Source organism: Haloferax prahovense (genome assembly GCF_000723845.1).
Classification (GTDB): domain Archaea; phylum Halobacteriota; class Halobacteria; order Halobacteriales; family Haloferacaceae; genus Haloferax; species Haloferax prahovense.
In genome coordinates, this window is the sequence record NZ_LK053000.1 from 661991 (window position 1) to 685179 (window position 23189).

22 protein-coding genes are annotated in these 23189 nt (G+C 67.4%); 11 read left to right on the top strand and 11 right to left on the bottom strand.

The features are described 5' to 3' along the window. Positions 1-110 precede the first annotated feature (110 nt). Complete coding sequence (locus BN984_RS03110; RefSeq protein ID WP_049967645.1) at positions 111-863, top strand: SDR family oxidoreductase; 753 nt, start codon at positions 111-113, stop codon at positions 861-863. A gap of 18 nt (positions 864-881) precedes the next feature. On the opposite strand, the gene BN984_RS03115 is transcribed toward BN984_RS03110, so the two are convergent. Continuing rightward, the gene (locus tag BN984_RS03115; RefSeq protein ID WP_008095656.1) at positions 882-1703 is read right to left on the bottom strand and encodes an NAD(+)/NADH kinase; all 822 of its coding nucleotides are present in this window, start codon (positions 1701-1703) and stop codon (positions 882-884) included. 174 nt (positions 1704-1877) lie between these two features. Here BN984_RS03115 and BN984_RS03120 point away from each other — a divergent pair, with 174 nt between their 5' ends. Next, positions 1878-2999, top strand: a complete 1122-nt coding sequence (locus BN984_RS03120) for a KaiC domain-containing protein (RefSeq protein ID WP_008095653.1) — start codon at positions 1878-1880, stop codon at positions 2997-2999. A gap of 95 nt (positions 3000-3094) precedes the next feature. Here the strand turns inward: BN984_RS03120 and BN984_RS03125 are convergent, their stop codons facing one another. The 3 genes from BN984_RS03125 to BN984_RS03135 all read right to left on the bottom strand — a co-directional run bounded on the left by BN984_RS03125 (position 3095) and on the right by BN984_RS03135 (position 6429). Next, entirely contained in the window at positions 3095-3766 is a 672-nt protein-coding gene (locus BN984_RS03125) for a nitroreductase family protein (protein ID WP_008095651.1), read from the bottom strand. Between the two features lie 161 nt (positions 3767-3927). Further along, on the bottom strand, positions 3928-4362 hold the full coding sequence (locus BN984_RS03130) for a universal stress protein (protein ID WP_008095648.1): 435 nt from the start codon (positions 4360-4362) through the stop codon (positions 3928-3930). Positions 4363-4467: 105 nt separating this feature from the next. Further along, positions 4468-6429 carry an ATP-binding protein gene (locus BN984_RS03135; protein WP_049967646.1) on the bottom strand — a complete coding sequence of 654 codons (1962 nt, stop codon included), beginning with the start codon at positions 6427-6429 and terminating at the stop codon, positions 4468-4470. Positions 6430-6563: 134 nt separating this feature from the next. Here BN984_RS03135 and BN984_RS03140 point away from each other — a divergent pair, with 134 nt between their 5' ends. Then, entirely contained in the window at positions 6564-6977 is a 414-nt protein-coding gene (locus BN984_RS03140) for a DUF7113 family protein (protein WP_049967647.1), read from the top strand. 42 nt (positions 6978-7019) lie between these two features. Here BN984_RS03140 and BN984_RS03145 read toward each other — a convergent pair whose 3' ends face one another. Further along, the gene (locus BN984_RS03145) at positions 7020-8294 is read right to left on the bottom strand and encodes a DNA double-strand break repair nuclease NurA (protein WP_008095643.1); all 1275 of its coding nucleotides are present in this window, start codon (positions 8292-8294) and stop codon (positions 7020-7022) included. Between the two features lie 150 nt (positions 8295-8444). Between BN984_RS03145 and BN984_RS03150 the strand changes: the two genes are divergently transcribed. After that, complete coding sequence (locus tag BN984_RS03150; RefSeq protein WP_004975368.1) at positions 8445-9104, top strand: HAD family hydrolase; 660 nt, start codon at positions 8445-8447, stop codon at positions 9102-9104. 23 nt (positions 9105-9127) lie between these two features. Here BN984_RS03150 and BN984_RS03155 read toward each other — a convergent pair whose 3' ends face one another. Both BN984_RS03155 and BN984_RS03160 read right to left on the bottom strand, forming a co-directional pair. Continuing rightward, positions 9128-9523 (bottom strand): hypothetical protein, encoded by a 396-nt coding sequence (locus BN984_RS03155; RefSeq protein ID WP_008095642.1) that lies wholly within the window; start codon positions 9521-9523, stop codon positions 9128-9130. A gap of 80 nt (positions 9524-9603) precedes the next feature. Further along, a complete protein-coding gene (locus tag BN984_RS03160; RefSeq protein WP_049967648.1) occupies positions 9604-10050 on the bottom strand; it encodes a DUF2240 family protein in 447 nt (148 codons plus the stop codon). 129 nt (positions 10051-10179) lie between these two features. Here BN984_RS03160 and BN984_RS03165 point away from each other — a divergent pair, with 129 nt between their 5' ends. Next, positions 10180-10557, top strand: a complete 378-nt coding sequence (locus BN984_RS03165; RefSeq protein WP_008095639.1) for a 30S ribosomal protein S8e — start codon at positions 10180-10182, stop codon at positions 10555-10557. Positions 10558-10710: 153 nt separating this feature from the next. On the opposite strand, the gene BN984_RS03170 is transcribed toward BN984_RS03165, so the two are convergent. Continuing rightward, the gene (locus BN984_RS03170) at positions 10711-11712 is read right to left on the bottom strand and encodes a phosphate uptake regulator PhoU (RefSeq protein ID WP_049967649.1); all 1002 of its coding nucleotides are present in this window, start codon (positions 11710-11712) and stop codon (positions 10711-10713) included. Positions 11713-12058: 346 nt separating this feature from the next. On the opposite strand from BN984_RS03170, the gene BN984_RS03175 reads away from it, so the two are divergent. The 5 genes from BN984_RS03175 to phoU all read left to right on the top strand — a co-directional run bounded on the left by BN984_RS03175 (position 12059) and on the right by phoU (position 17504). Further along, complete coding sequence (locus BN984_RS03175; RefSeq protein WP_049967650.1) at positions 12059-13096, top strand: PstS family phosphate ABC transporter substrate-binding protein; 1038 nt, start codon at positions 12059-12061, stop codon at positions 13094-13096. A 63-nt stretch (positions 13097-13159) separates the two neighbouring features. Continuing rightward, positions 13160-14119: a phosphate ABC transporter permease subunit PstC gene (gene pstC / locus BN984_RS03180; protein ID WP_008095634.1), complete on the top strand. Its 960-nt coding sequence runs from the start codon at positions 13160-13162 to the stop codon at positions 14117-14119. Position 14120: 1 nt separating this feature from the next. Further along, the gene (gene pstA / locus BN984_RS03185; protein ID WP_049967651.1) at positions 14121-15749 is read left to right on the top strand and encodes a phosphate ABC transporter permease PstA; all 1629 of its coding nucleotides are present in this window, start codon (positions 14121-14123) and stop codon (positions 15747-15749) included. 51 nt (positions 15750-15800) lie between these two features. Continuing rightward, positions 15801-16649 (top strand): phosphate ABC transporter ATP-binding protein PstB, encoded by an 849-nt coding sequence (pstB, locus tag BN984_RS03190; protein ID WP_004975356.1) that lies wholly within the window; start codon positions 15801-15803, stop codon positions 16647-16649. Positions 16650-16823: 174 nt separating this feature from the next. Continuing rightward, a complete protein-coding gene (gene phoU, locus BN984_RS03195) occupies positions 16824-17504 on the top strand; it encodes a phosphate signaling complex protein PhoU (protein ID WP_008095611.1) in 681 nt (226 codons plus the stop codon). Between the two features lie 84 nt (positions 17505-17588). On the opposite strand, the gene BN984_RS03200 is transcribed toward phoU, so the two are convergent. Beyond that, positions 17589-19820 (bottom strand): CDC48 family AAA ATPase, encoded by a 2232-nt coding sequence (locus BN984_RS03200; protein ID WP_004975353.1) that lies wholly within the window; start codon positions 19818-19820, stop codon positions 17589-17591. A gap of 193 nt (positions 19821-20013) precedes the next feature. On the opposite strand from BN984_RS03200, the gene larC reads away from it, so the two are divergent. Further along, positions 20014-21543, top strand: a complete 1530-nt coding sequence (larC, locus tag BN984_RS03205; RefSeq protein ID WP_049967652.1) for a nickel pincer cofactor biosynthesis protein LarC — start codon at positions 20014-20016, stop codon at positions 21541-21543. Positions 21544-21608: 65 nt separating this feature from the next. Here larC and BN984_RS03210 read toward each other — a convergent pair whose 3' ends face one another. Together BN984_RS03210 and BN984_RS03215 are read right to left on the bottom strand one after the other, a co-directional pair. After that, on the bottom strand, positions 21609-22148 hold the full coding sequence (locus tag BN984_RS03210; protein ID WP_049967653.1) for a hypothetical protein: 540 nt from the start codon (positions 22146-22148) through the stop codon (positions 21609-21611). Between the two features lie 181 nt (positions 22149-22329). Beyond that, a complete protein-coding gene (locus BN984_RS03215) occupies positions 22330-23076 on the bottom strand; it encodes a RuvC family protein (protein ID WP_008095604.1) in 747 nt (248 codons plus the stop codon). Between the last annotated feature and the right edge of the window lie 113 nt (positions 23077-23189).

Consider the following 23189-nt stretch of genomic DNA (forward strand, 5'->3'; position numbering starts at 1 on the left):
CCTCGATTTCCCACCGACTCGGTTCTTCTCTCCTCGGGCCGGCGACCGCCGCCACCCCGGACTTTTGACGCGTTCCCGAAGGTTATTGAGCCCCGCACCCATGCGCGGGTATGGCACGCAATCGCGGTCGCGTCCTCCTCGCCGGTGCGACGGGTCGGACGGGCCGACACGTCCTCGACGCGTTGGCGGACACTCCCCTCGTCGTCAGGGCGCTGACCCGCGACGCCGACGCCGAATCCGACCTCCGAGCGCGCGGCGCGGACGAGGTCGTCGTCGGCGACCTCCTCGCCCCCGACGACGCCCGGCGGGCGGTCCTCGACGCCGACGCCGTCGTCTCCGCGGTCGGCGTCTCGGCGGGACTCGACGCAATCCGCGGCGACCTCGTCGACGGCGCGGGCGTCGAGAACCTCGTGGACGCCGCGACCGCCTCCGGCGCGCAGCGGTTCGTTCTCGTGTCTTCTATCGGTGTCGGCGACTCGAAGGGCGGACTCCCGCTGTCGCTCCGCGCGATTCTCACCGCGTCGGGCGTCCTCTCGGCGAAGGAACGAAGCGAGACGCGGCTTCGAGACGCGCCGCTCGACCACACGATTATCAGGCCCGGCGCGCTCACCGACGCCCCCGCGACCGCCGACGTGGTCGTCGGCGAGGGCGGCGACTCGGTCTGCGGGAGCGTCCCGCGCGCGGACGTGGCGAACGTCCTCGCGCACTCGCTTTTCACCCGCGAGACCGAAAACCGGACGTTCGAGGTCGTCTCCCGGCCAGGGCTCCGCGGCCGGCCGGATAACGTGGTCGACATCGACTGGACGCCGCTCCCCCGCGCCGAGGCGTCGGGCGACGAGGGCGAACGAGAACTCGCAGAGTAGCCGACCGCGGCGGCGCGCTCAGTCGAGTTTTCCGAGCGCTTCGAAGAAGTCGGAGGTCGGACCGGCGAGTCGAACCGGCGAGTCGGACCGCTCGATACGTATCTCCGTCGGCGGCGACACCGTTCGCCGGGTCCGCCCGTCGCCGACGACGACCGCCGACGCCGCGTCGGTGACGCTGACGGTCACGGCCGCGTCCAGCGGGACGACGAGTGGCGGCATCCCCTCGTCGGCCGCCATCTCGGTGACGACGAGCCCCTCGACGCCGGGGTGGACGAGCGGGCCGCCCTCGCTGAGGTTGTAGGCGGAGCTCCCCGCGGGCGTCGTGACGAGCACGCCGTCGGCGTGGCCGCCGGAGTACACGGAGCCGTTCACGCGGACTTCCAAGTCCGCGCCGCCGCCGTGCCCCCGGCGCGGGCCGTGGACGACGACCTCGTTCATCGACGGGTCCATCTCCCAGCCGTCACCGCTGGCGACGATTCGGGGGACCTCCCGAATCGACTGGCTCCCCTCGCGGAACGCGGCGACCTCGGCCAACACCTCGTCGATGGCGTCGTCGGGCGAGACCGCGTTCAGGAAGCCGACCTCGCCGAGGTTGACGCCGAGGATGGGGACGCCGTCGGCACCGCGGGCGGCGTAGAGAAACGTTCCGTCGCCGCCGATGCTCACCACGAGGTCGCAGTCGTCGAGCGACTCGACGGGGGCGCCCTCGACGCCCAACTCCTCGGCGGTCGCCGCGTCGACGACCGCCTCGGCGTCGACCTCGGCGAGCGCCTCGCTCGCGTCCGCCGCGAGGTACGCGGCCCGGCTGTTGCCCTTCTGTGCGACGATGCCGACCTTCATGCCCCGCGGTTTGGCGTCCCCCGGCAAAAGCCCACCGTCACGTCGCCCGGCCCCGTCTCCGCTCGACGCCGCGCGGTAGCTCCGCGCACGGGAAACGTTCATCACGACGCCTGCCTACCTTGAGGTGATGGCAGGCACGGACGCCGGCCGCGCTGTCGTTCGGTGGTGGCTCCCGTGAGTGACGACGACTGGTTCGAGCGGGCACTCCGCGAGGGCGCCGACGGTGAGACCGACGCAGACGACGCGGACCCGGACGAACGCGAGCAGCGCGACGACGGTGAGACCGACGGGTCTCCCGAGAGCGATGCGGTCGCGGACCCCGCGTACGAGCCGTCGGAAGACAGCCCCGAGAGCGGGGCCGGCGGCGTCGGAGAGCCTCTGTCGTTCGATGACCGCGCCCCCTTCGACGGTGACGACGACCGCTTCGACGGCGATGACGACCCGTTTTCGACCGACTTCGCCACGGCGTTCGAGAACGCGCCGATGCCCGACGCGGGCGGCGGCCTCGGCGGCGCGCAGTCCGACGACGAGTTCGGATTCGGCCCGGATCCGGGGGAGTCGGAGCCGCCGGCGTTCGACGACGAGGAACTCGATTCCGACATCGACCGCATCGACATCGGCATCGAAGGCCTCGACGACATGATTCTCGGCGGCGTCCCGGAGCGGTCGCTCATGGTCACTATCGGGAGCGCCGGGACCGGCAAGACGACGTTCGGCCTGCAGTTCCTCCGGAAGGCGCTCGAAGACGGCGACAGCGGCGTCTACATCACGCTCGAAGAGAGTCGCGAGCGCATCCTCGACACCGCCGACGAGAAGGGGTGGGAGTTCTCGAAACACGAGGCCGAGGGCCGACTGGCCGTCGTGGACCTCGACCCCGTGGAGATGGCGAACAGCCTGTCGAGCATCCGAAACGACCTCCCGCGGCTGGTCGAGGAGTTCGGTGCCGACCGGCTCGTCCTCGACTCCGTCTCGCTTTTGGAGATGATGTACGACCACCCCTCGAAGCGCCGCAGCGAGGTGTTCAACTTCACGCGGTCGCTGAAGGACGCGGGCGTGACGACGATGCTCACCTCGGAGGCGGACCAGTCCAACCCCTACGTCTCCAGACACGGTATCGTCGAGTACCTCTCTGACGCCGTGTTCGTTCTCCAGTACGTCCGAAACGACGACTTCCGCGAGACGCGGCTCGCAATCGAGATTCAGAAGATACGCGATGCCAACCACTCCCGCGAGACCAAGCCCTACGAACTCACGAACGAGGGTATCAGCGTCTACCAGCAGGCGAATATTTTCTGAGCCTGCGTTTCGCCTCTCGGCTCACGGAGGTTCTGTGCACGACCGTACGGGTTCCCGTGAGAGGGCTAAGCGCGACCCCCCCTGTTGCAGCCGCCTCAGTCGTCGGCGGGCGCCGGTTCGGCGGACTGTTCGGACTCGAAGCGCTCGAAGTGGACGACCTCGTCGACTGGGCGGCGGTACTTGCGTTCCGCCCGCAGCTCGTCGGCGTCGTCGACGGGGATGCCCATCGTGAGAAGCATCACGGGCTCGTACCGCTCGCCGTCGATGTCGAACGCGTCGAGGACGGCGTCAGCGTCGAACCCGCCGATGGGGCAGGTGGCCACGCCCTCGTCCCACGCGGCGTACATGAGCGACATGGCGACCAGCGACGTCGAGCGGACGGTCCAGACGCGGCGCTCCTGTTCGGGGAGGTCCGCCATGTCGGCGATGTTTTCGAGGATACCGTCGCGGACCTCCTCGCTCGGCAGGTAGCCCTTCTCCAGCATGTCGTCGGTGACGGTCTCGGCGTGGGCCTCGGGGTCCTTGTTACCGAGCACGATGACCGACGCGGCGGCACCGGTGACGTGTTCTTGGTCGTACGCCGCCTCGCGGAGCGTCTGCTGTGTCTCGTCTTCGCGCAGTACGACGAACTCCCACGGTTGGAGGTTGTAGCTCGACGGGGCCTGTACGGCGTTTTCGAATATCGTCCGGAGAGTCTCGTCGTCGAGCGACTCGTCGGCGTACTCGTGGACTGAACGGCGAGTCGTTACGACCTCTGTGAATTCCATTGATGCCCGCCAAGGGCGGCACCAAAATAGGGCGTTGCAATCCGGTCGAACCGGCCGATTCCGGTGTGCTCGCAGTACTCGTATCAGCACGCTACTGGGTGACGCCCGTGTCACCGCGAGGTCGGAGACACGGTTCTGTGGTGCCGTCCGCTCGCCGCGACTCACCTGACGATAGTCACCGGCACCGGCGACCGCCGGAGGACCTCCTCGGCGACGCTTCCGAGCAGGATGCGCGAGACGCCGGTTCGGCCGTGGCTCCCCATCACGACGTGGTCGTAGCCGGCGTCGTCGCCGTCCAGCACCTCGACGATGACTTTCTGCGGGCTGCCGACCTCGATGCGGTCGGTGACCGACCTGTCGGTGTCGACGAGCCCCACCTCGGCTTTCACCTCGGCGAACGTCTCTCTCGACTTTCGTTTCTCCGCTTGAAACCACTCTTCGGAGCCGCTGAGTGCCCGCTCACGATAGTCGGCGTCGGCGGGGTTGATGACATTCAAAAGCGTGAGTTCCGCGTCGGGCCACTCCGTGGCGGCGAAACGGACCGCGGCGACTGACTGCGGCGACCCGTCGGTCGGAACGAGCACGTGTTCGGCCATGTCGCGGCCTACTCGGTCGCGGGCTAAAAATCCGCCCGGCGGGCGCGGGCCGGGACAGCCGCGACCCGGTCGCCTGCGACGGGCGGCGCGGCGCGTTCCGGGTTCTCAGTCGCCGTGTCGCGTCACGCAGGTCGAAAGCCCCGTCAGCTCGACGGGCTCGGAGTTATCGGGCGAGTAGACGACCATCTGCCCTTTCTCCATGTACGGCACCTTGTCTTCGAGGTTCGGCGGGATGTTGACGCTCTTGATGGCGTCCTCGTCGCCGAGGTTGAGCACGACCTTCGTGTTCACCTGCTTGAACACCGGGTCGGCGATGTCCTGTGGGTCCTGCGTGATGAGGAACAGGCCGAGTCGCTCCTTTCGGCCCTGCTTGGCCGCCTCGGTGAACTTCTGGATGACCTTCCGCGCCTGTACGGTGTCGGCGTCGGTGAGGAAGTTGTGCGCCTCGTCCATCCCGAGGACGACCGGCGTCTCCTTGATGCGGTCGCTCGCGGGGTCGTTCGAGAGTTTGTCGTCGATGAGGAGCGCCGACACCGCGAGGACGAACAGCTCTTTCGCCCGACTCGACGAGAGGTGGTAGGTCGGCACGACCGTCAGCCCGCCGGGCCGGACGAGTTCGTGGTCGAGTTCGGTTATGGGCCGGGCGTCCTGGTCGAAGACCCCGCTCGGCACGCCGCGGACCCGGCGTTTCACCGCGTCGAAGGTGGCCTCGTGGACTCGCCCCGACTCGTGGAGTTCCTCTTTCAGCGCCGGGTCGTCGAGGAACTGGAGGAACTGCTTGTACGTCCCCGAATCGCCGTAGTTCCGGAAGAAGCGGTTCAGGAGTTCGGTGAGCGCCGGGTACTGGTTGTCGTTGAGGCTGCTGCCGGCGACGAGCCACGGGAGGTCCCGCGCCATCGAGAAGGGGATGGTGAACTCCAACTGCTCGGCGCGGTGGTTCGCGCCGGGGTACGACGACCCGGCCATCTTGGGGACGAGCGCGAGGGTGTCGTCGTGGCCGCCGTGGGCGACGCCCTCGCGCTCGTAGCGCCGGGCCGTCTCGTCGTCCATGTCTGGGTTGTCGTCGTGCATCTGGGCGTACTCGTCCTGCGGGTCGAACTGGACGACCGCGGTCTGGACCTGACGGCCGTCGTCCATCTCGTAGCTCCGTTCAGCCGAGAGGTACTGCCGCAGGATGTTCTTCGAGGCGTGGGTCTTCCCCGACCCGGTGCCGCCGGCGACCAGCGTGTGGCGGAACACGAGCGGGTCGCCGTCGGTGTAGTCGTCGTTCAGGCGGTAGTCGATGGTCGGCGGTCGGGCCGCGGTTCGGACCTTCTCGCCGCCGACGGAGAGGTGGCCGAGGAAGACGCCCTCCTCGGGAATCTTCAGGCCGGTCTTAATTTGGGTCGCGTCGGTGGCCTCGCCGACCGTCGCCTGCGGTTTCGGTACGCGGTCGACCATCCGCCGTTTGAGGTCGCCGCGGTCCGAAAAGAGGACGGCGATGGGTTCGAGTTCGGCCATGAACTTGAAATCGCGCTCCTCGAACTCGTCGGCGGGGCGGCGCATCGCCCGGCGGGCGTGAATCTCGGTCGCGTCGTCGGCCTGGAACTCCTGGGCGTACTCCAAGCCGACGATGCGACAGAACAGCAGTTCGTCGTCGGGATAGGGGACGACGAGGTACTTCCCGAGGCGGACGCGCTCGCGGTTCCCCGCGGTCACGAACGCCCGGAGCGCCGTCCGCTCGGGGTCCTCCGACACGCGCAGGCCCTGCGAGACCGCAATCGCGCCGACGCCCCGCTCGTCGCCGACGGGGTCGGCGTCGTAGTCGTCGAACTGCAGGTCGTCGGCCTCGTCGGTCACGCCGCCCATGTCAGTCGAGCCGGCGTCGTCGCGCTCGCCGGAGTCGGGTTCGACGCCATCACCGCCGGCGGCGCTCGCGGCGGCCGCAGTTTCGGCTCCCGCGGCGGTCTCGGAACGCTCCGAGCGCCCGTTTCCGGCGGCGTCAGCGGCCGGCCTGTCTCGGTCCGCGTCGGACGAGTCGTCGGGGTCGTCGCCGGCGAAGTCGCTGAAGTCCCCCAAATCGGTCATGTTCCAACGCTTGCGGGCGGCGAGTAAAAAGCCACGCGTCGGCGACGGCGCGCGGTTCCCCTGTCGAACGGTCCCGGATGACGCGCTCTCGGGCGTCGCGTACGACTTTTCCGTGTCGCGCACCTAGCCCGGCTATGTTATTGGTCCGCGGTCACGGCGGCGGCACGGCACTCACCGGTACGATATTCGAACGGGGGGAGCAAGCGCCGACCTACCGCGGCGCGCCGGACGAGGACGCGCCCTACGTCTGGGTCTGCGACGAGTTCTACGAGGTCGAAAGCGGCGGGTCGGAGACCAAAATCGACGGCCGGACGATTCGGGTCGCCTTCGACACGCCGCTCCCCCGCGGCTTCGACACCCGCGAGCAGGCGCTGTCGGCCGCGAAAGAACACGTCAAGACGCAGTTCGCGCGGGTCGGCGTCTCCGCCGACGACGTACGAGTCGAGGTCGTCAGGCCCGAAGAGGAAGGGACGCCGGAGGACGAACAGCCGGACGCGGCGGACCGCTCCGCCGACGAAGGCTCTCCCGAGGGCGACGCGTCGCTCTGAGGGCGGTCGACCGCCGAGGCGCGCTCCTCGGTCGCGCTACTCTTACTCGTCGGCGTCGACCCAGCGGATATTGTCGTAGCTCTTCATCTGGTCAGAGTCGAGTTTCTCCGAGAGCTTTCGTCTGAGCGCGGCCTTCTCGCCGACGCTCACCCGCGCGAGTTCGTCGGCCTTCTCGACCGCCAGCGGCGGCCCGCGCGTGGCGGCCACGTCGCGGACGACGTGGTGCATCAGGTCGGCGCGGCGCTCGGAGTCCTTCGTGAACGCGTAGGGCGCTTCGACCCGGTAGCACACGTCGGTTCGGGGGTCGTACAGCACGAAGAACGTCACCGTGTACGCCTCGGGGTCGAGCGTTCGCTCGATGCCGAACGCCTCGCCCTCGGCGCTCAGTTGGCGGTCCGAGCCGCCGCGCGAGACGAACCAACTCGTGAACGTGAGCTCCTCGGTGCGGCGCTCGTCGCCGTCGGGGCCCTCCCGGCGTTCGAGCAGGTTGACGAAGAAGGCGGCGTCGTCGACCCACGGCCGCCTGCCGGCGTCGTTCCCGTCGAGCTGTTTTCTGACCGTGCGGACGACGTGTTTCGCGCCGGGATTCTTCACGAAGCCGGCGAGGGGCACGTCCCGCTCGACGAAGCGCTCGACGAGTCGGATGTAGTTCTCGACGACGGCCTTCGGCTTCGCGTCGCGCGCGAGGTCCTTCAGTTCGGCGTCGCGGTCGCGCCAGTTCAGGAGTTCCTTCGGGTACACCGGTCCGTCGAGGATGAGCAGGTCGGAGACGGCGTCGGCGTGTTCGAGCGCGTGGGCGCTCTCGGCGAGGTAGAGCGCGAGCGCGTGGACGACGCCCTCGGCGTAGCGGTTGACCCGCGGGACGCTCAGCACGCGCCGGCGGCCGTAGCCCTCGTCGGACCGGAGCCACTCGTCGGTGTCGAAAAACTGGACCGGGTCGTGGGTGTGCGCCGCCATGACGATAGAGCGGTGTCGGTGGAGGTCGAGGTCCGACGGCTCGGCGGCCATCGCGGCGTGGGCCACGTCGAGGACGAGCCCGTTTTTGAACGTCGTCGGGTTGATGGTCCCCGAGTCGAGGCCGTGGACGGTCGGAAACGGCGACTCCGTGAGCGCGACGTCGTCGATGGCGGCGGCGTGGAGGCGCTGTTCCCCGAGCGGTTCGACGATGGGAAGTCCCCCATCGGGCGATTCGAGGGGGTCGAGCCACGATTCCCAGACCGTCCGCGCGAGGTCGTCGTAGTCGGCGTCGTCGACCGAGTCCGCGATGGAACTCGCCATGGACGCGATGTCGTCCACGTGGACGGGGTCGAGGGTCATATCTCGGCGTCGTCGCCGACGGGTATAGTGGTTGTCGTCGCCGGTGAGGCGTCGTCCGGACTGGCCCGCGGCGAGCCGACGCGCGACGGGTCGCCCCCTCGACAGGTCCCGGCACGCTCATATCGCTCCGTTGCCAACGCTTCGCCGAGAATGTCTGTCAGCGCGGTCGGGTTCGACCTCGACTACACACTCGCGGTTCCGACGCGGGACCGCGAGACGATTCTCTCGGAGGCGGCGGCGGCGGCGGGCGCGCCCCCGTTGACCCGAGAGGCGTATCTCCGGGCACACCAAGAGAACCTCACGCGCGAGACCCGCGCGCCCATCTTCGAGACCCTCCTCGACGAGCACGACTCCACCGTCGACCCGGAGCACGTCGCAACGGCGTACAGAGAGCGAATCACCGACGCGGTCGTCCCCGTCGAGGGCGTCGAGGCGATGCTCGCCGGCCTGCGGACGACCTACCGCGTCGGCCTCCTCACCAACGGGCCGGTCGTGGCCCAAGAGGCGAAAATCGACAAACTCGGTTGGCGCGACCACTTCGACACGGCGCTCGTGACGGGCGCGCTCCCCGCCGGAAAGCCGGACCGGCGGGCGTTCGATGCCCTGCTCGACGAGCTCGGGACCGAGCCCGAAGAGACCGTCTACGTCGGCGACAGCGTCCACCACGACATCGCCGGCGCGCACGACGCAGGGCTGCTCCCGGTGCAGGTGCTCGGGGAAGGCTGTGACGACCCCGACCCGCGGGCGGTCGCACACATCCACCACGACGACCTGCCGACGGCGCTTCCGGAACTCGTCGCGGACCTCTGAGTCGGTCGCGCGGCGGGCGGGTTTTATTGGTCTCGGCCCTCGGCTTCGAGCGCCGCGACCAGCGCGCGGAACGCCGGGAGCGTCCACTTCACCTGCGCGCCGTCCTCGACGAACACGAGCGTCCGCGGCGGGCGGACCGCCTTCGGGCGGACGCGAAGCCCCTCCTCGGAGGCGGCCTCGGCGGTCACGTCGGGGTGGGCGAGGAACTCGACGCGGGCGCGGTCGGGCTGGACGTACACCTCGGCGACGCGCTCGTCGCCGGCGGCGACCGCGTAGGCGAGCGCGCCGTCGTCGGTCGGTTCCACGTCGGGGTCGGCGTCGACGACGGAGAGAACGGAAAAGGCGTCTTCGTGGCCCGTTACCTCCGAGGCGAGCAGTTGGGCGATGCGTGTCCCGTCGGAGAGCGAATCGACGACCATGCCGGCCGTTCGCGCCCGGACGGTTTCGGGGTGTCGCTTCGCTGGCGGGCGGAGGGGCGAAGCGAAAAGACGGGAGGACGCTACTCGGCCAGCGACCGCTTTGCTTTCTCGGCCGCGTCGTCCACGTTCACCTCGTTTGCGCGTGCGAAGAGGACCGCGGCGGCCTCGGCGGTGACGCCGAGGCGGGACTGTCGCTCGTTGATGCCGGCGACGGCGGCCTGTTTTTCGATGCCGGCGGCGACGCAGGCGTCGAGAATCTGCTCGAACGCCGACTGCTCGCGGAGGACGGAGGCGTCGGGTTCAAACTCCTCGGGTATCCGTACCTCGGCGGGGTCGAACGTCGCGACGACCTCGCCGTCGTTGCGCTCGACGAGGCCGCGGCCCGCGGCGAGGTCGATGAGGCGCTTCGCCTGGTCCGGGGAGAACCAGTCGCGGTCGAGCGACAGGGCGACGACGAACTCGCCCTCGCCGAGGCGGGTCGAGCCGTGTTGCCGGAAGGGGACGGCGACGGTGACGTCGAGACTCATCGGTTCGACGGCGGGCGCGGGCGAACTAAACGGTTTGCGTTGCCATCGCGCCCGAGAGACGTGGTGTCACCCGTCTCCGCCGAGCACCGATTCGAGCGATTCAAGTAGTCACCGAGGTTTTTACCCCGTATGAAGGACCAAGGACGCTCCAAGCGGAAGCGGACCGGCGGTCGGCGCAAGCCGTCCCGAAACAAGAAGCGCTACCAGCTGGGCCGCGAACCCGCCGCCACGACGGTCGGCGAGCCCCGGTTCCAGATCATCGACTCCCGCGGTAACAACGAGAAGGTCCGCGCCCTCTCGACGAACGTCGCGCAGGTCGCCGACGGCTCCGACGTGACGCAGGCCGACATCGAAGGCGTCTTCGACAACCCGTCGAACGTCAACTACGCCCGCCGGAACATCATCACGAAGGGCTCCATCATCGACACGAGCGCCGGCCGCGCCCGCGTCACCTCCCGCCCCGGTCAGGACGGGCAGGTCAACGCCGTCGTCGTCGACGAAGAGTAAGTCTCTCTCCCCGCGTCGTCGTTTCGGCGCGGCTCGACTGTTTTACCCCGTGAGCCCCGCGGCCGTCGCTCGCGGGCGTGGTTCGGTCGAAGTCGAATCCGGAACAAGAAGTGAGCGATAAAAGCGGCGTCGCGGCTGGCCGCTCGTGGCCGGTCAGGGCGTCGGCGCGGCCTTCTGAAGCGCCGTCTCGGCGATGTTACCACCGTAGTCGGCGCTCCGGGAGACGGAGTCGACGATGAGGCCGAGCAGTTGCGCGCGGGCCGGGTCGAGGCCGCGGAGGAGTTCGTCGATGCCGCGGGCGCTCGCGTCGATGGCCTGGACGGCCTCGCGGGACTCGTTGGCGAGGCGGCTCGCCTCGTCGCTCTCCTCGGCGAACAGCGCGTCCATACCGCCGTTGACGACGGCCTTCGCCTCCTCGAACAGTTCCTGAATCGCCTCGACGATTTCGCCGTCGACGGGCTCTTCGAAGTTCAATGAGAGGTGGGCGATTTTGGTCGCGTGGTCGCCGATGCGCTCCAGTTGCCGGGCGGCGGACTGGTAGTCGAAGCAGATTTCGCGGGGCAGGCCGAGTTCTTCTGCGGCCTTCGGAGTCCGGAGCGTCGCCCGGAAGATTCGGGAGACGACCATCCAGAGGCGGTCGACGTCGTCGTCGCGCTGGATGACGTCGCGGGCCATGTCGTCGTCCTGCTCGGCGATGGCCGCGATGGCGTCTTCGAGCATCGAAAGCGAGATGAGCCGCATCCGAGTGACCGCGTTGTGGATGGAGAGCTCGGAGGAGTCGAGCAGGTCGCGGATGACGACCCGGTCGCGCGTCTCTTCGAGCACTTCGAGGCCGACGAGGCTCTGGGTCGCCTCGCGGATGGTCCGGCGTTGGTCGGTCGTGATGCGCGAACTCTCCAGCGCGATGATGTCGAACCCGCTTACGTACATCGTCATGACGGCGCGGGTGAGTTCGTCTCCTTCGAGGGTCGCGATGTCGAGGGTGCCCTCGGTGCGTTCTTCCTCCGAGCGAGGGGTCAAGAACAGCGAGTCCCCCTCCGGGTAGAACTCGACTTCGCTCCCCGCCGAGACGCCGTTGTCCGTCGCCCAATCTTTGGGAATCGAGACGGTATAGGTGGAACCGCCCGTCACCTGCACCTTTCGGGTTTCGACCATGTCCGTGGGTGGTTCTCAATACACAATAAAACTGTCTATCTCTATATATCGATGGCGCATTTTATGTGATGAGCGCTACCGAACGTGACCCGTGCCGATTCGAGCTCGAAACACCGCTCCCTCAGTAGTTGTTTTTACGCCGCTCCCGTCGGCCCGTGTCCCCGCGTTTTCTGACACGTCGGCGAAAGTTCGCGCACGAGACGGCTACGAATGGAACAATCGGCTGCTTTCGTCGATTACGCCCCGTTCTTGTCACACGTTATCAATCGTTGTGGACATACCGGAACGTATCACTATATAGTTGTCATAGCAGGGTATTTACGCCAAAATCGGCTCGTCAAAATCGATGACGCGTAACTCGGACAGCGGTCTTTCGCGGCGTAAGTTCCTGATTGCCTCGGGCGCGGCCGGTCTCGCTGGACTCGCCGGGTGTACGGAGAACAACACCGACGGCGGTGGCTCCGGCGGCGACTCTGAGGGTGAGGACTCGTCGGGTGACGGGAGCAACGAGCTCTCGGGAACCATCGATATCGCCGGCTCCTCGACGGTGTTCCCGCTCGCGACCGCGATGAGCGAGCGCTTCCAGACCGAGCACTCCGAGGTCAACATCAACCTCCAGTCCACCGGTTCCGGTGGCGGTTTCGCGAACTACTTCTGTACGGGTCAGACCGACTTCAACAACGCCTCGCGCCCCATCAAGGGCGAAGAGCAAGACCAGTGTGAGAGCAACGACGTGACCCCCGTCGAACTCAAAGTCGCCACCGACGCGCTGACGGTCATCGTCAACAACGACAACGACTTCCTCGGCGACGGACTCACCGTCGAACAGCTCCGGACCATCTTCTCGGCCGAGTCGACCCCGACGACGTGGTCCGACGTGAACTCCGAGTGGCCCGACGAGGAGATTCAGATTTACGGCCCCACCGACGCCTCCGGCACGTACGACTACTTCATCGAGGCCATCATCGGCGAGGAAGGACCGGGCCACCGACAGGACTACTCCGCGACCGAGCAGGACCGCACCATCATCCAGGGCGTCCAGGGCTCCGAGTACGCCATCGGCTACATGGGCTTCGCGTACTACAGCGAGAGCACCGACGCCGTGCAGGCCGTCCCCATCGAGAACGACGCCGGCGAGTTCGTCGAGCCGTCGCTCGACACGGCGCTGTCCGGCGAATACAACCCGCTTTCCCGCCCGCTGTTTACCTATCTCGCCCGCGAGTCGCTCGCGGAGAACCACGTCGCCGAGTTCGCCCGCTACTGGATGGAGAACTCCACCAGCCGCGAAATCGTCGCCAACGAGGTCGGCTACGTCCCGCTCGGCGAAGACGAGCAACAGGAGATGCTCGACACGCTCAACGCGGCCATCGAGGAAGCCAACTAGCCGCTTCCCCGACAGAATCAGCTAACGAAGCGCTTTTTCATACACCACGATTCAATCCAACCAATGAGCACAGATGACCTCGAAACCGACCTCACGCGGAACACGGAGAACTCCCCGCGTGAGCTACTGACGCGGTCGTTCTTCTTCCTGTGCGCGGCGTTGTCCGTCGTGACGACCCTCAGTATCGTCGGGCTCCTCATCACGGAGGCGGCCAAGTTCTTCACGCTGACAGCCCCGCTGATGGGAGTAGCGGGAGAGACGGCGTCTATCGTCGACTTCCTCACCGGAACCACCTGGCAGATACACAGCCAAGAGTTCGGCGTGCTGGCGCTCGTGTCGGCGACCCTGATGGTCACCATCGGGTCGGCCGTCATCGCGCTCCCGCTCGGCGTCGCCACCGCCATCTACCTCAGCGAGTACGCGAGCGCACAGGCGCGCTCGATTCTCAAACCCGCGCTGGAAATCCTCGCCGGCGTCCCGACCGTCGTCTACGGCTTCTTCGCGCTCATCTACATCACGCCGGCACTGGAAGTCGTCTTCCCCGGCATCGGGACGTTCAACATGCTCTCTGCGAGCATCGTCGTCGGCATCATGATCATCCCGATGGTCGCCTCCATCAGCGAGGACGCGATGTCCGCCGTCCCCGACGAACTCCGACAGGCGGGCTACGGCATGGGCGCGACGAAGTTCGACGTGTCGACCGGCATCGTCGTCCCCGCCGCCCTCTCCGGTATCTTCTCTTCTTTCATCCTCGCGCTCTCGCGCGCCATCGGCGAGACGATGGCCGTCACCGTCGCCGCGGGCGCGCAGGCGAAGTTCCTCAACCCGCTCAACCCCGCGTCGTACCTCGAAGGCGCGCTGCCCATGACCGCTGCGATGGTCCAGCTTCTCACCGGTGACATCACCGGCGGCGGGCTGGCCTACCGCAGCCTGTTCGCCATCGGCCTCGTGCTCTTCGTCATCACACTCATCATGAACGTCATCAGCGACTACGTCTCGCGACGCTACCGGGAGGCATACTGAGATGTCGACCGACACCGAATCGAGTTACGCAGACGGGTTCGGACAGGTCAGCCGAACCACCGGAACCGTCTTCCGGTACCTGCTGTTGGGCGCGACGATGTTCGGCATCGTCACGCTCGCCATCCTCCTCGTCTACGTCGCCAACGACGCGATTCGCCCGCTCACCGCCGACCTCGGGTGGCATCTCACCTTCTTCCTGACGCTCGTCGTCCCCACGACGGTCGTCGCCGGCTCTCTCGCCCGCCGGAACGTCCCGGCGCTCAAGCTCGGCGGGATGGTCATCGGGATGCTCGCGGTGTTCCTGCTGTTCAGTGGCGGCGTCGCCATCGTCTTCGTCGATATCGTCCCGCCGCTGACCGGCCTGTCGTACGTCGTCGGCCTCCTCGTTCCGGCGGCGCTCACGGTCGTCCTGACCAAGTACGAACAGCAGATTCCGTTTACCCTCCGCGTCGCCGCGACCGGTGCCGCGTTTATTCTCTCGCTCGTCGGCGTTCCGGGGTACTTCCACAGCATCCCCGAAATCGTCCGACAGCTCCCGTTCGTCCCGACCGATTGGATGATTCTGACGCTCGTTCTCGGCGGCGTGACCGCGGTCGTCGTCGGACAGTACATCGCCCGAATCCGAGAGGACACTACCGCGGGCCTCGCGGCGGGCGCGTCCGCGCTCGTCTTGACCGCCCTCGCGGCCGTCGTCGGCCCGACGCTCGGCGTCGACGCCAACGCCGCCGCCGTCGTCACGTCGGTCGCGTTCGTCCCGACGCTGGCCTACGCCGGCGGCGCGGCGGTCACCCGCGAACAGGAGCGAATCGGCCTGCTGCTCGCGGGCGTCATCATCGGCGGGTCGCTCGTCGGCGCGCTCGCGGTCGACGCGCTCGGCTTCGCCGGCCCGCAGTCGTGGGTCGACTGGCAGTTCCTCACGAGCGCCCACAGCGGGACCGCGGAGAACGCCGGCCTCTACCCGGCCATCGGCGGCTCCATCCTGCTGATGGCGACGGTCGCCGCCCTCTCGTTCCCGCTCGGCGTCGGCGCGGCGGTGTACCTCGAGGAGTACGCCCCGGACAACGCCTTCACCCGATTCATCGACGTGAACATCTCGAACCTCGCCGGCGTCCCCTCGGTCGTCTACGGCCTGCTCGGACTCGGCGTGTTCGTCACCTACCTCGGCCAGCCGACGGGGACGGTCCTCATCGGCGGCGCGACGCTCGCGCTCCTCATCCTGCCCATCGTCATCATCTCCTCGCGCGAGGCGATTCGGGCGGTTCCCAGCGACATGCGGCAGGCGTCCTACGGCATGGGCGCGACGCGCTGGCAGACGGTGAAGAACGTCGTCCTCCCGGAGGCGTTCCCCGGCATCCTGACCGGAACCATCCTCGCGCTCGGCCGGGCCATCGGAGAGACCGCGCCGCTCATCATGATCGGCGCGCCGAACGTGCTTTTCAGCCTGCCGACGGAGCTCACTTCGAAGGTGAGCGCCATGCCCCTGCAGGTGTACGCGTGGTCCAGCCTGTTCGCCAGCGAGGACTTCTACACGAAGGCAGTCCCGGCGGGCGTCGTCGTCCTCCTGGCGGTCCTCCTCGCCATGAACTCCATCGCCATCGTCCTGCGCAACAAGTTCGAAAGTGAAAACTGAACACCACCAATGAGCCAAAGAGACAAAGCACCCGAGGGAGAACAGCAAGCCATGAACGGAACAGAGGACCCGACGAACGACGAGATGCTCGTCGAAACCGACGTGAGCGACGGGCTCTCTGCGTCGGAGAGTTCGGTGGGGCGGGACGCCGAGACCGTCATCAGCTCGGATAACATCAACGTTTGGTACGGCGACGACCACGCGCTCACCGACATCTCGATGGACATCCCCGAAAACAGCGTGACCGCCATGATCGGTCCCTCCGGCTGCGGGAAGTCCACGTTCCTCCGCTGTATCAACCGCATGAACGACCTCATCGACGTCGCCCGCGTCGAGGGGGGACTCACGCTCCGCGGCAAGAACGTCTACGACGACGACGTCGACCCCGTCGCGCTCCGCCGCCGCGTCGGCATGGTGTTCCAGAAGCCGAACCCGTTCCCGAAGAGCATCTACGAGAACGTCGTCTACGGCCTGAAGATTCAGGGCATCGACGCCGACTACGACGAGGTCGTCGAGGAGTCGCTCAAGCGAGCCGCCCTCTGGGACGAGGTGAAAGACCGCCTCCACGAGTCCGGTCTCGATCTCTCGGGCGGTCAACAACAGCGCCTCTGTATCGCCCGCGCCATCGCCACCGACCCCGAGGTGCTGCTTATGGACGAGCCCGCCTCAGCGCTCGACCCCGTGGCGACCTCGCAGATCGAAGACCTCGTCGAGGAACTCGCCGAGGACTACACGGTCGTCATCGTCACCCACAACATGCAACAGGCGGCGCGTATCTCCGACAAGACCGCCGTCTTCCTCACCGGCGGCGAACTCGTCGAGTTCAACGACACCCAGAAAATCTTCGAGAACCCCGAGAGTCAGCGCGTCGAAGACTACATCACCGGCAAGTTCGGATAACCCGCTCTCGCTCGCACGGTTCGCGGCTCGTTTTGTGCCACGCTCGGTCCGCATCGCCGACCCGACGCCCGCGTTTCGGCGTCGCGTATCGGACACGGTCGTTCGGGACGTATCGGCGGCCCAGTCACCGAAACCATCACAAGGAATTTCACTTCGCCTGCCGGAACGTCACGTATGGCCAGAAACACGTACCAATCTCGCCTCAATCAGCTCGAAGAGGACGTGTTGTATCTCAGCGAACTCGTCTCGGAGCGAGTTCGGTACGCCCTCGACGCGCTCGAAGACAAAGACGAGCGGAAGGCCCAGGAGGTCATCGAGGGCGACCACGAAATCAACCGCATCTACCTCGACTTGGAGCAGGACTGCATCGACCTGCTCGCGCTCCAACAGCCCGTCGCGGGCGACCTGCGATTCATCGCGGCGTCGTTCAAGATAATCACCGACCTCGAACGCATCGGCGACCTCGCGACCAACCTCGCGCAGTACGCCATCGACGCCGAAAACGACGTGTACACGGAAGTCGACATCCGCCGCATCGGCGACGCCGCGCTCGACATGGTCGACCAGGCGATGGACGCCTACGAGACCGAAGACACCGACCTCTGTCAGTCCGTGGCGGAGCGCGACGACAGCCTCGACACGATGTGTGACAACGCGTCGCAGAGTATCGTCCGCGACCTCATGAGCGGCGACGACTTCGAGGGCGACGGCGACCTCGAACCCGAGACCGCCCTCGTCGACGTGCGCCGCCTCCTGCTTACGGTTCGCGACCTCGAACGCATCGGCGACCACGCCGTCAACGTCGCGGCGCGGACGCTCTACATGATAGACAACGACGACTCGCTGCTGTTCTGAGCGCGCGCCACACACACCGACGCGTCGCTTCTTTTTCGGGAGATAAGAAGAAAAACCAGACCAACCGACCGCCGACCGTCCGACTTACTGGAAGCCGATACGGCCGCCGTCGCGGGTGTCGGGCGACAGGCCCTCGCGGGAACCGCCCTTGAACTGGTCTTGGATATCCTCGTAGTAGCGCATCAGTTCCTCGGTGATGGTCGGCCGGACCGACTCCATCGCCTTGCGGAAGTGGCGCATCTCGATTTCCTCGGCGTCGGAGTCCTCGCGGAGCGCCTCGATGGCCGCCTCGCGGCAGATGGATTCGAGGTCGGAGCCGACGTAGCCGTCGGTTATCTCCGCGATTTCGCGGAGGCTCACGTCGGGCGCGAGCGGGCTCCGCTGCGTGTGGATATCGAGAATCTGCTCGCGGCCCTCCTCTGCGGGCTGGCCGATGAGGACGAGGCGGTCGAACCGACCCGAGCGGATGAGCGCGGGGTCGATCATGTCCGGGCGGTTCGTCGCCGCGATGACCATGACGTTGCCCGCGTCTTCGAGGCCGTCTAACTCCGTCAGGAGCTGGTTGACGACGCGCTCGGAGACGTTGTTGCCCATGTCGTTGCCGCGGGCGGGGGCGAGCGCGTCAAGCTCGTCGAAGAAGATGATGGTCGGCGAGACCTGCCGCGCCTTGCGGAACGTCTGCCGAATCGCTTTTTCCGACTCGCCGACCCACTTCGACAGCAGCTGCGGGCCGCGCACCGAGATGAAGTTCGCGTTCGTCTCGTTGGCGACGGCCTTCGCTATCAGGGTCTTCCCCGTGCCGGGCGGCCCGTAGAGGAGCACGCCCTTCGGGGCCTCGATGCCCATCCGCTCGAACTTCTCGGGCGTCGTCAGCGGCCACTCGACGCTCTCTTGGACCTTCTGTTTGGGCCCTTCGAGACCGCCCACGTCCTCCCACGTGACCTTGGGAATCTCGACGAGCACCTCGCGCATCGCCGAGGGCTCGACCTCGCCGAGCGCGCCGCCGAAGTCGTCGTTCTTGACGACCATGCGGTCGATGAGGCTCGGCGGGATGTCTTCCCTGTCGAGGTCGATTTCGGGGAGGTAGCGCCGAAGCGCCTTCATCGCGGCTTCCTTCGTCAGCGCCTCGATGTCGGCACCGACGAAGCCGTGGGTGTCGTCGGCGAGGTCGTCGAGGTCGACGTCGTCCGAAAGCGGCATGCCGCGGGTGTGAATCTGGAGGATTTCCTTGCGGCCCTCCTCGTCCGGCACGCCGATTTCGATTTCGCGGTCGAAGCGACCGGGGCGTCGGAGCGCGGGGTCGACCGAGTCGACGCGGTTCGTCGCCGCGATGACGATGACCTGTCCGCGGGCTTCGAGCCCGTCCATCATCGTCAGCAGCTGGGCGACGACCCGGCGTTCGACCTCGCCGGTCACGTCCTCGCGCTTGGGCGCGATGGAATCGAGCTCGTCGATGAAGATGATGCTCGGCGACTCCTCTTTGGCGTCCTCGAATATCTCGCGGAGCTGCTGTTCTGACTCGCCGTAGTACTTCGAGATGATCTCCGGCCCTGCGATAGAGAAGAAACTCGCCGAAGTCTCGTTGGCGACCGCGCGGGCGAGAAGCGTCTTCCCGGTGCCCGGCGGGCCGTGGAGCAACACCCCCTGCGGGGGCTCGATGCCCAGTTTCTTGAATATCTGGGGGTGCTTCATCGGCAGTTCGACCATCTCGCGGACGCGCTGAATCTCGTTGGTCAGCCCGCCGATGTCTTCGTAGGTGATGCCGCCGCCGGCCTTCTCGAAGCCCGAGATGGGCTCCTCGCGGAGTTCGACGTCGGTGTCCTCGGTGACGAGGACGACGCCGTCGGGCTTCGTCTCGACGGCGATGAGCGGAATCGCCTGTCCGGGCGACCGCATGAACGGGTGGTTCGTACTCGACATCACCGGGACGATGTCGCGTTCGACCACGGGCCGCTTGAGAATCTGCCGTTTGACCATGCCGGCCGCGTCGGACCCGAACTGGACGCTCGCCTCTTCGGGCGGCGCCAACACGAGTTTGTCGGCCTTCGTGGCCTCTGCTTTGCGGATGGTGACCCGCTCTCCGATGCCCACGTCGGCGTTCTGCCGAGTGAACCCGTCGATGCGGACCGTATCCGTGTTCCAGTCCTGCCGGTCTGCCCGCCACACCTTCGCGGCGGTCGTTTTTCCTCCCTCTATCTCGATGATGTCTCCCGGCGAGAGCTTGAGATGGAGCAAGGTGTCCGGATCAAGACGGGCGATACCGCGCCCCGAGTCGTTCGGGTACGCTTTCGCCACTTCGAGTTGGACTTCGTTCATGATTACCTCGCGGGGATGCTGATACCTGTGAGAGGCCATCGGATAAGTCCTTCCCCGGTCGGCCCGAGGCACCGTCCTCCCGTGGTTACAGCCTAGCACACCGTAGGGCGGGCGGCTACTAATCCCTACCGACTGGACAGGCGTCGGCGCGTCGATGGCTGGCGTTTTTACCCTCGAACACGACGGTTCACGCATGCGACTCCTCGCGTTCGACGGCCGGATGGGTGCCAGCGGCGACATGCTCCTCGGCGCGCTCGTCGCCGCCGGTGCCGACCCGTCCGTCCTCTCGCCCGTCGAAGACGCCCTCGACGTGACCTACCGCGTCCACGAGGTCGACAAAAACGGCATCCTCGCGACCAAGGTGGACGTGCTCCTCGCGGAGACCGACGGCGGCGACCCCCGCGGCGAGGGCCACGGCGACGACCACCGACGCCTGCGCGCCGACGGCGACGACGGGGGCGACTCCGACAACGACGCTGACGGCGACGGCGAAGACGAGCACAGTCACCAACACCAGTACCGCCACCACGACCACGCTCACGACGGGGAGCACACTCACCACCACGACGACGGCCACGAGCATTCGCACGACGACCACGAACACCACCACTCCCACGACGACCACGAACACCACCACTCCCACGACGACCACGAACACCACCACTCCCACGACGACCACGAACACCACCACTCCCACGACGACCACACCCACGCCGAAGGTCACGGCCCGCACCGGACCTTCCCCGAGGTCGTCGGACTCGTCGAGTCGATGGACCTGCCCGCGAGCGTCGTCGAGGATGCGACGGCCATCTTCCGCGTGCTCGGAGAGGCAGAAGCCGAGGTCCACGGCACGGACCTCGACGAGACGCACTTCCACGAGGTCGGCGCGGACGACGCCATCGCCGACGTGGTCGGGGTCTGTCTCCTCCTCGACGACCTCGGCGTCGACCGCGTCGTCACCGGCCCGGTCGCCGTCGGCGGCGGCGAGGCCGAGATGAGCCACGGGTCCTACCCGGTCCCCGCGCCCGCCGTGCTCAACATCACCGGGGCGGCCGACTGGTCGGTCCGCGGCGGCCCCGTCGAGGCCGAACTGCTCACCCCCACGGGCGCGGCCATCCTCGCGCGCCTCGCCGAGGGCGTCGAGACGCTCCCGTCGATGTCGGTCGAGTCGTCCGGCTACGGGGCCGGCGGCTGGGACTTCCCGGACCGGCCGAACGTCCTCCGCGCGGTCGTCGGCGACGGCGGCTCCCGGCTCGTCCGCGACGAGATTTCCGTCCTCGAGACGAACCTCGACGACGCGACGCCCGAAGTCCTCGGCGGGCTGCAGGAGACCCTGAAGGACGCCGGCGCGCGCGACGTATCAATCGTCCCGACGACGATGAAGAAGTCCCGCCCCGGCCACCTCGTCAAGGTCGTCGTCAAGCCGGAAGACGCCGAGCGCGTCGCCTACCGCCTCGCGGTCGAAACCGGCACGCTCGGAATCCGCGAACACGGGGCGGGGCACCGCTGGACCGCCCGTCGCGAGTTCGAGACGGCGACGCTCGCTGTCGACGGCGACGAGTACGAGGTGAGCGTCAAGGTCGGAAGCGACGCCGACGGCGTCGTCTACGACCGAAGCGCAGAGTACGACGACGCGCTCGCCGTGGCGAACGAGACGGGACTTCCCGTCCGCGAGGTCATGCGCCGCGCCGTGGACGCGGTGGCGTCTAACGACGGTGAATAAGCGATTCGCGAGGCTCACCGTCCGGGAGGATTCGCCGAAAAAGCGGTCGTGGCCGACCCGTCAGGTCACTTCTCGTTGAACTGCGGTCGGGAGTTGAACGGCGCGAACGTCCCCGCGGGGTTGTTCACGTGGACCCACGCGTGGAGGCCCCAGTGGCCGCCGGCGAAGCCCCACATACCGTCGTCGCTGTCGCCGTGGAACAGGTCCGGGAACGGCCCCTCGTACTCTGGCCCTTCGTCGAACAGGTACTCGACCGCGCCGAGGATGAGTTCCTCTTTGCCGTTGCCCTCGTTTTTCCCGTAGACGAGCGCGGCGGGCTTCGTGATATCGACCTCGTCGTCGTAGTTCTCGATGAGGTAGTGGTGGTTCACGTAGTGGTAGCCCATGCCCGGCACGAACGGACTGCCGAGGACGTAGCCGTCCGCGATGGCCTTCCGAACGTCGGCGTACTTCGACGTGGCCGCCCGGACCGACGAGAGTTCGCGCTGGAGCGCCCCGCGGTGCGCCGCCACGGGCGAGGCGAACGCGCCGAGCGAGAGCGCGCCGACGCCGAGAGCCTTCAGGTACGTTCGTCGCCCGACTTCGGGGGTGCGTGATGTGCTCATGCGACACGAGATACGCGACGGTAGAACGTAGGTATGAATCGGGCACGGCGCGTCTCATAAACCGAGAGTCGCGTTAATAGCGTTCTTTTCCCTGCCGACCACTCGAACACGGCCCCTCGACCGGTCGCGTAGACACCCGTTAGGCGGCCGTTAACGGCGGCAGAACCGCCGACACGGACGCTCACTCCTCGCGCGAGCGGTGTTCGTCCAGCGCTTCGTCGATGCTCAGTTCCCCGCCGGCGACGCGGCGCGCGAGCGCGTCGTCGATGGTGCGGTTGTCGTCGGACGCCTCGCGCGAACGCGCCTTGATGCGCGTGAGTTCGCCCTCGGTCGGCTCTATCTCGCGGGATTCGATGCGCTCGCCGTCCCGGCGGGCGATGTTCACCGCGGCGAGCACGTCACCCATGCCGCGCGCGCCGGTCCCGAGGTACGGCGTCGTTCCGGTCTCGTCGACGAGTTCGACCGCGACGTCGTCGAGGTCGTTGATGAGCTTCGCGCCCTGCAGGCGCGCGCCGTCGCCGATGCGGACCACGGGGTCGACCGCGTCCTCGGTCTCGCGGCGGATGACCTCGACGGCGTCCGAAAGCGGGACGTGGAACGCGGCGACGACCGTCTCACCCGAGAGGACGGCGACGCCGGGTCTGGTTCCGGGGTCGACGCCGACGACGGTCCGTCCGTCGCCGCCGCGGAGGCTCGCGAGCGCCTCGTCGACGGCCCGGCGCACGTCGTCGCCGGTCGCGGTCACGCGGGCCACGTCGCCGTCGGTATCGACGCCGTCGAGGTCGTCGTCCGGGCTGGTGAGGAGGACCCGCGCCCGCTCGGGAAGCGGGTCGCCCGGCTCGACGGTGGTAAAGGCGACTCCTCGGCTCCGGAGTTCGGACACGGCCTCGTGGTAGAGGTCGAAGTCAGCGGTGGCGACGACTATCACGACCCTCCCTTGGCGACGGCGACGAATAAAGCGTCGTGCGCGGGTCGCCCTCGACGGTCGCGGACTGGCACCGAAGCGGCGGCCCGTACCGCGCCGGGCGACCGGGGTCTTTT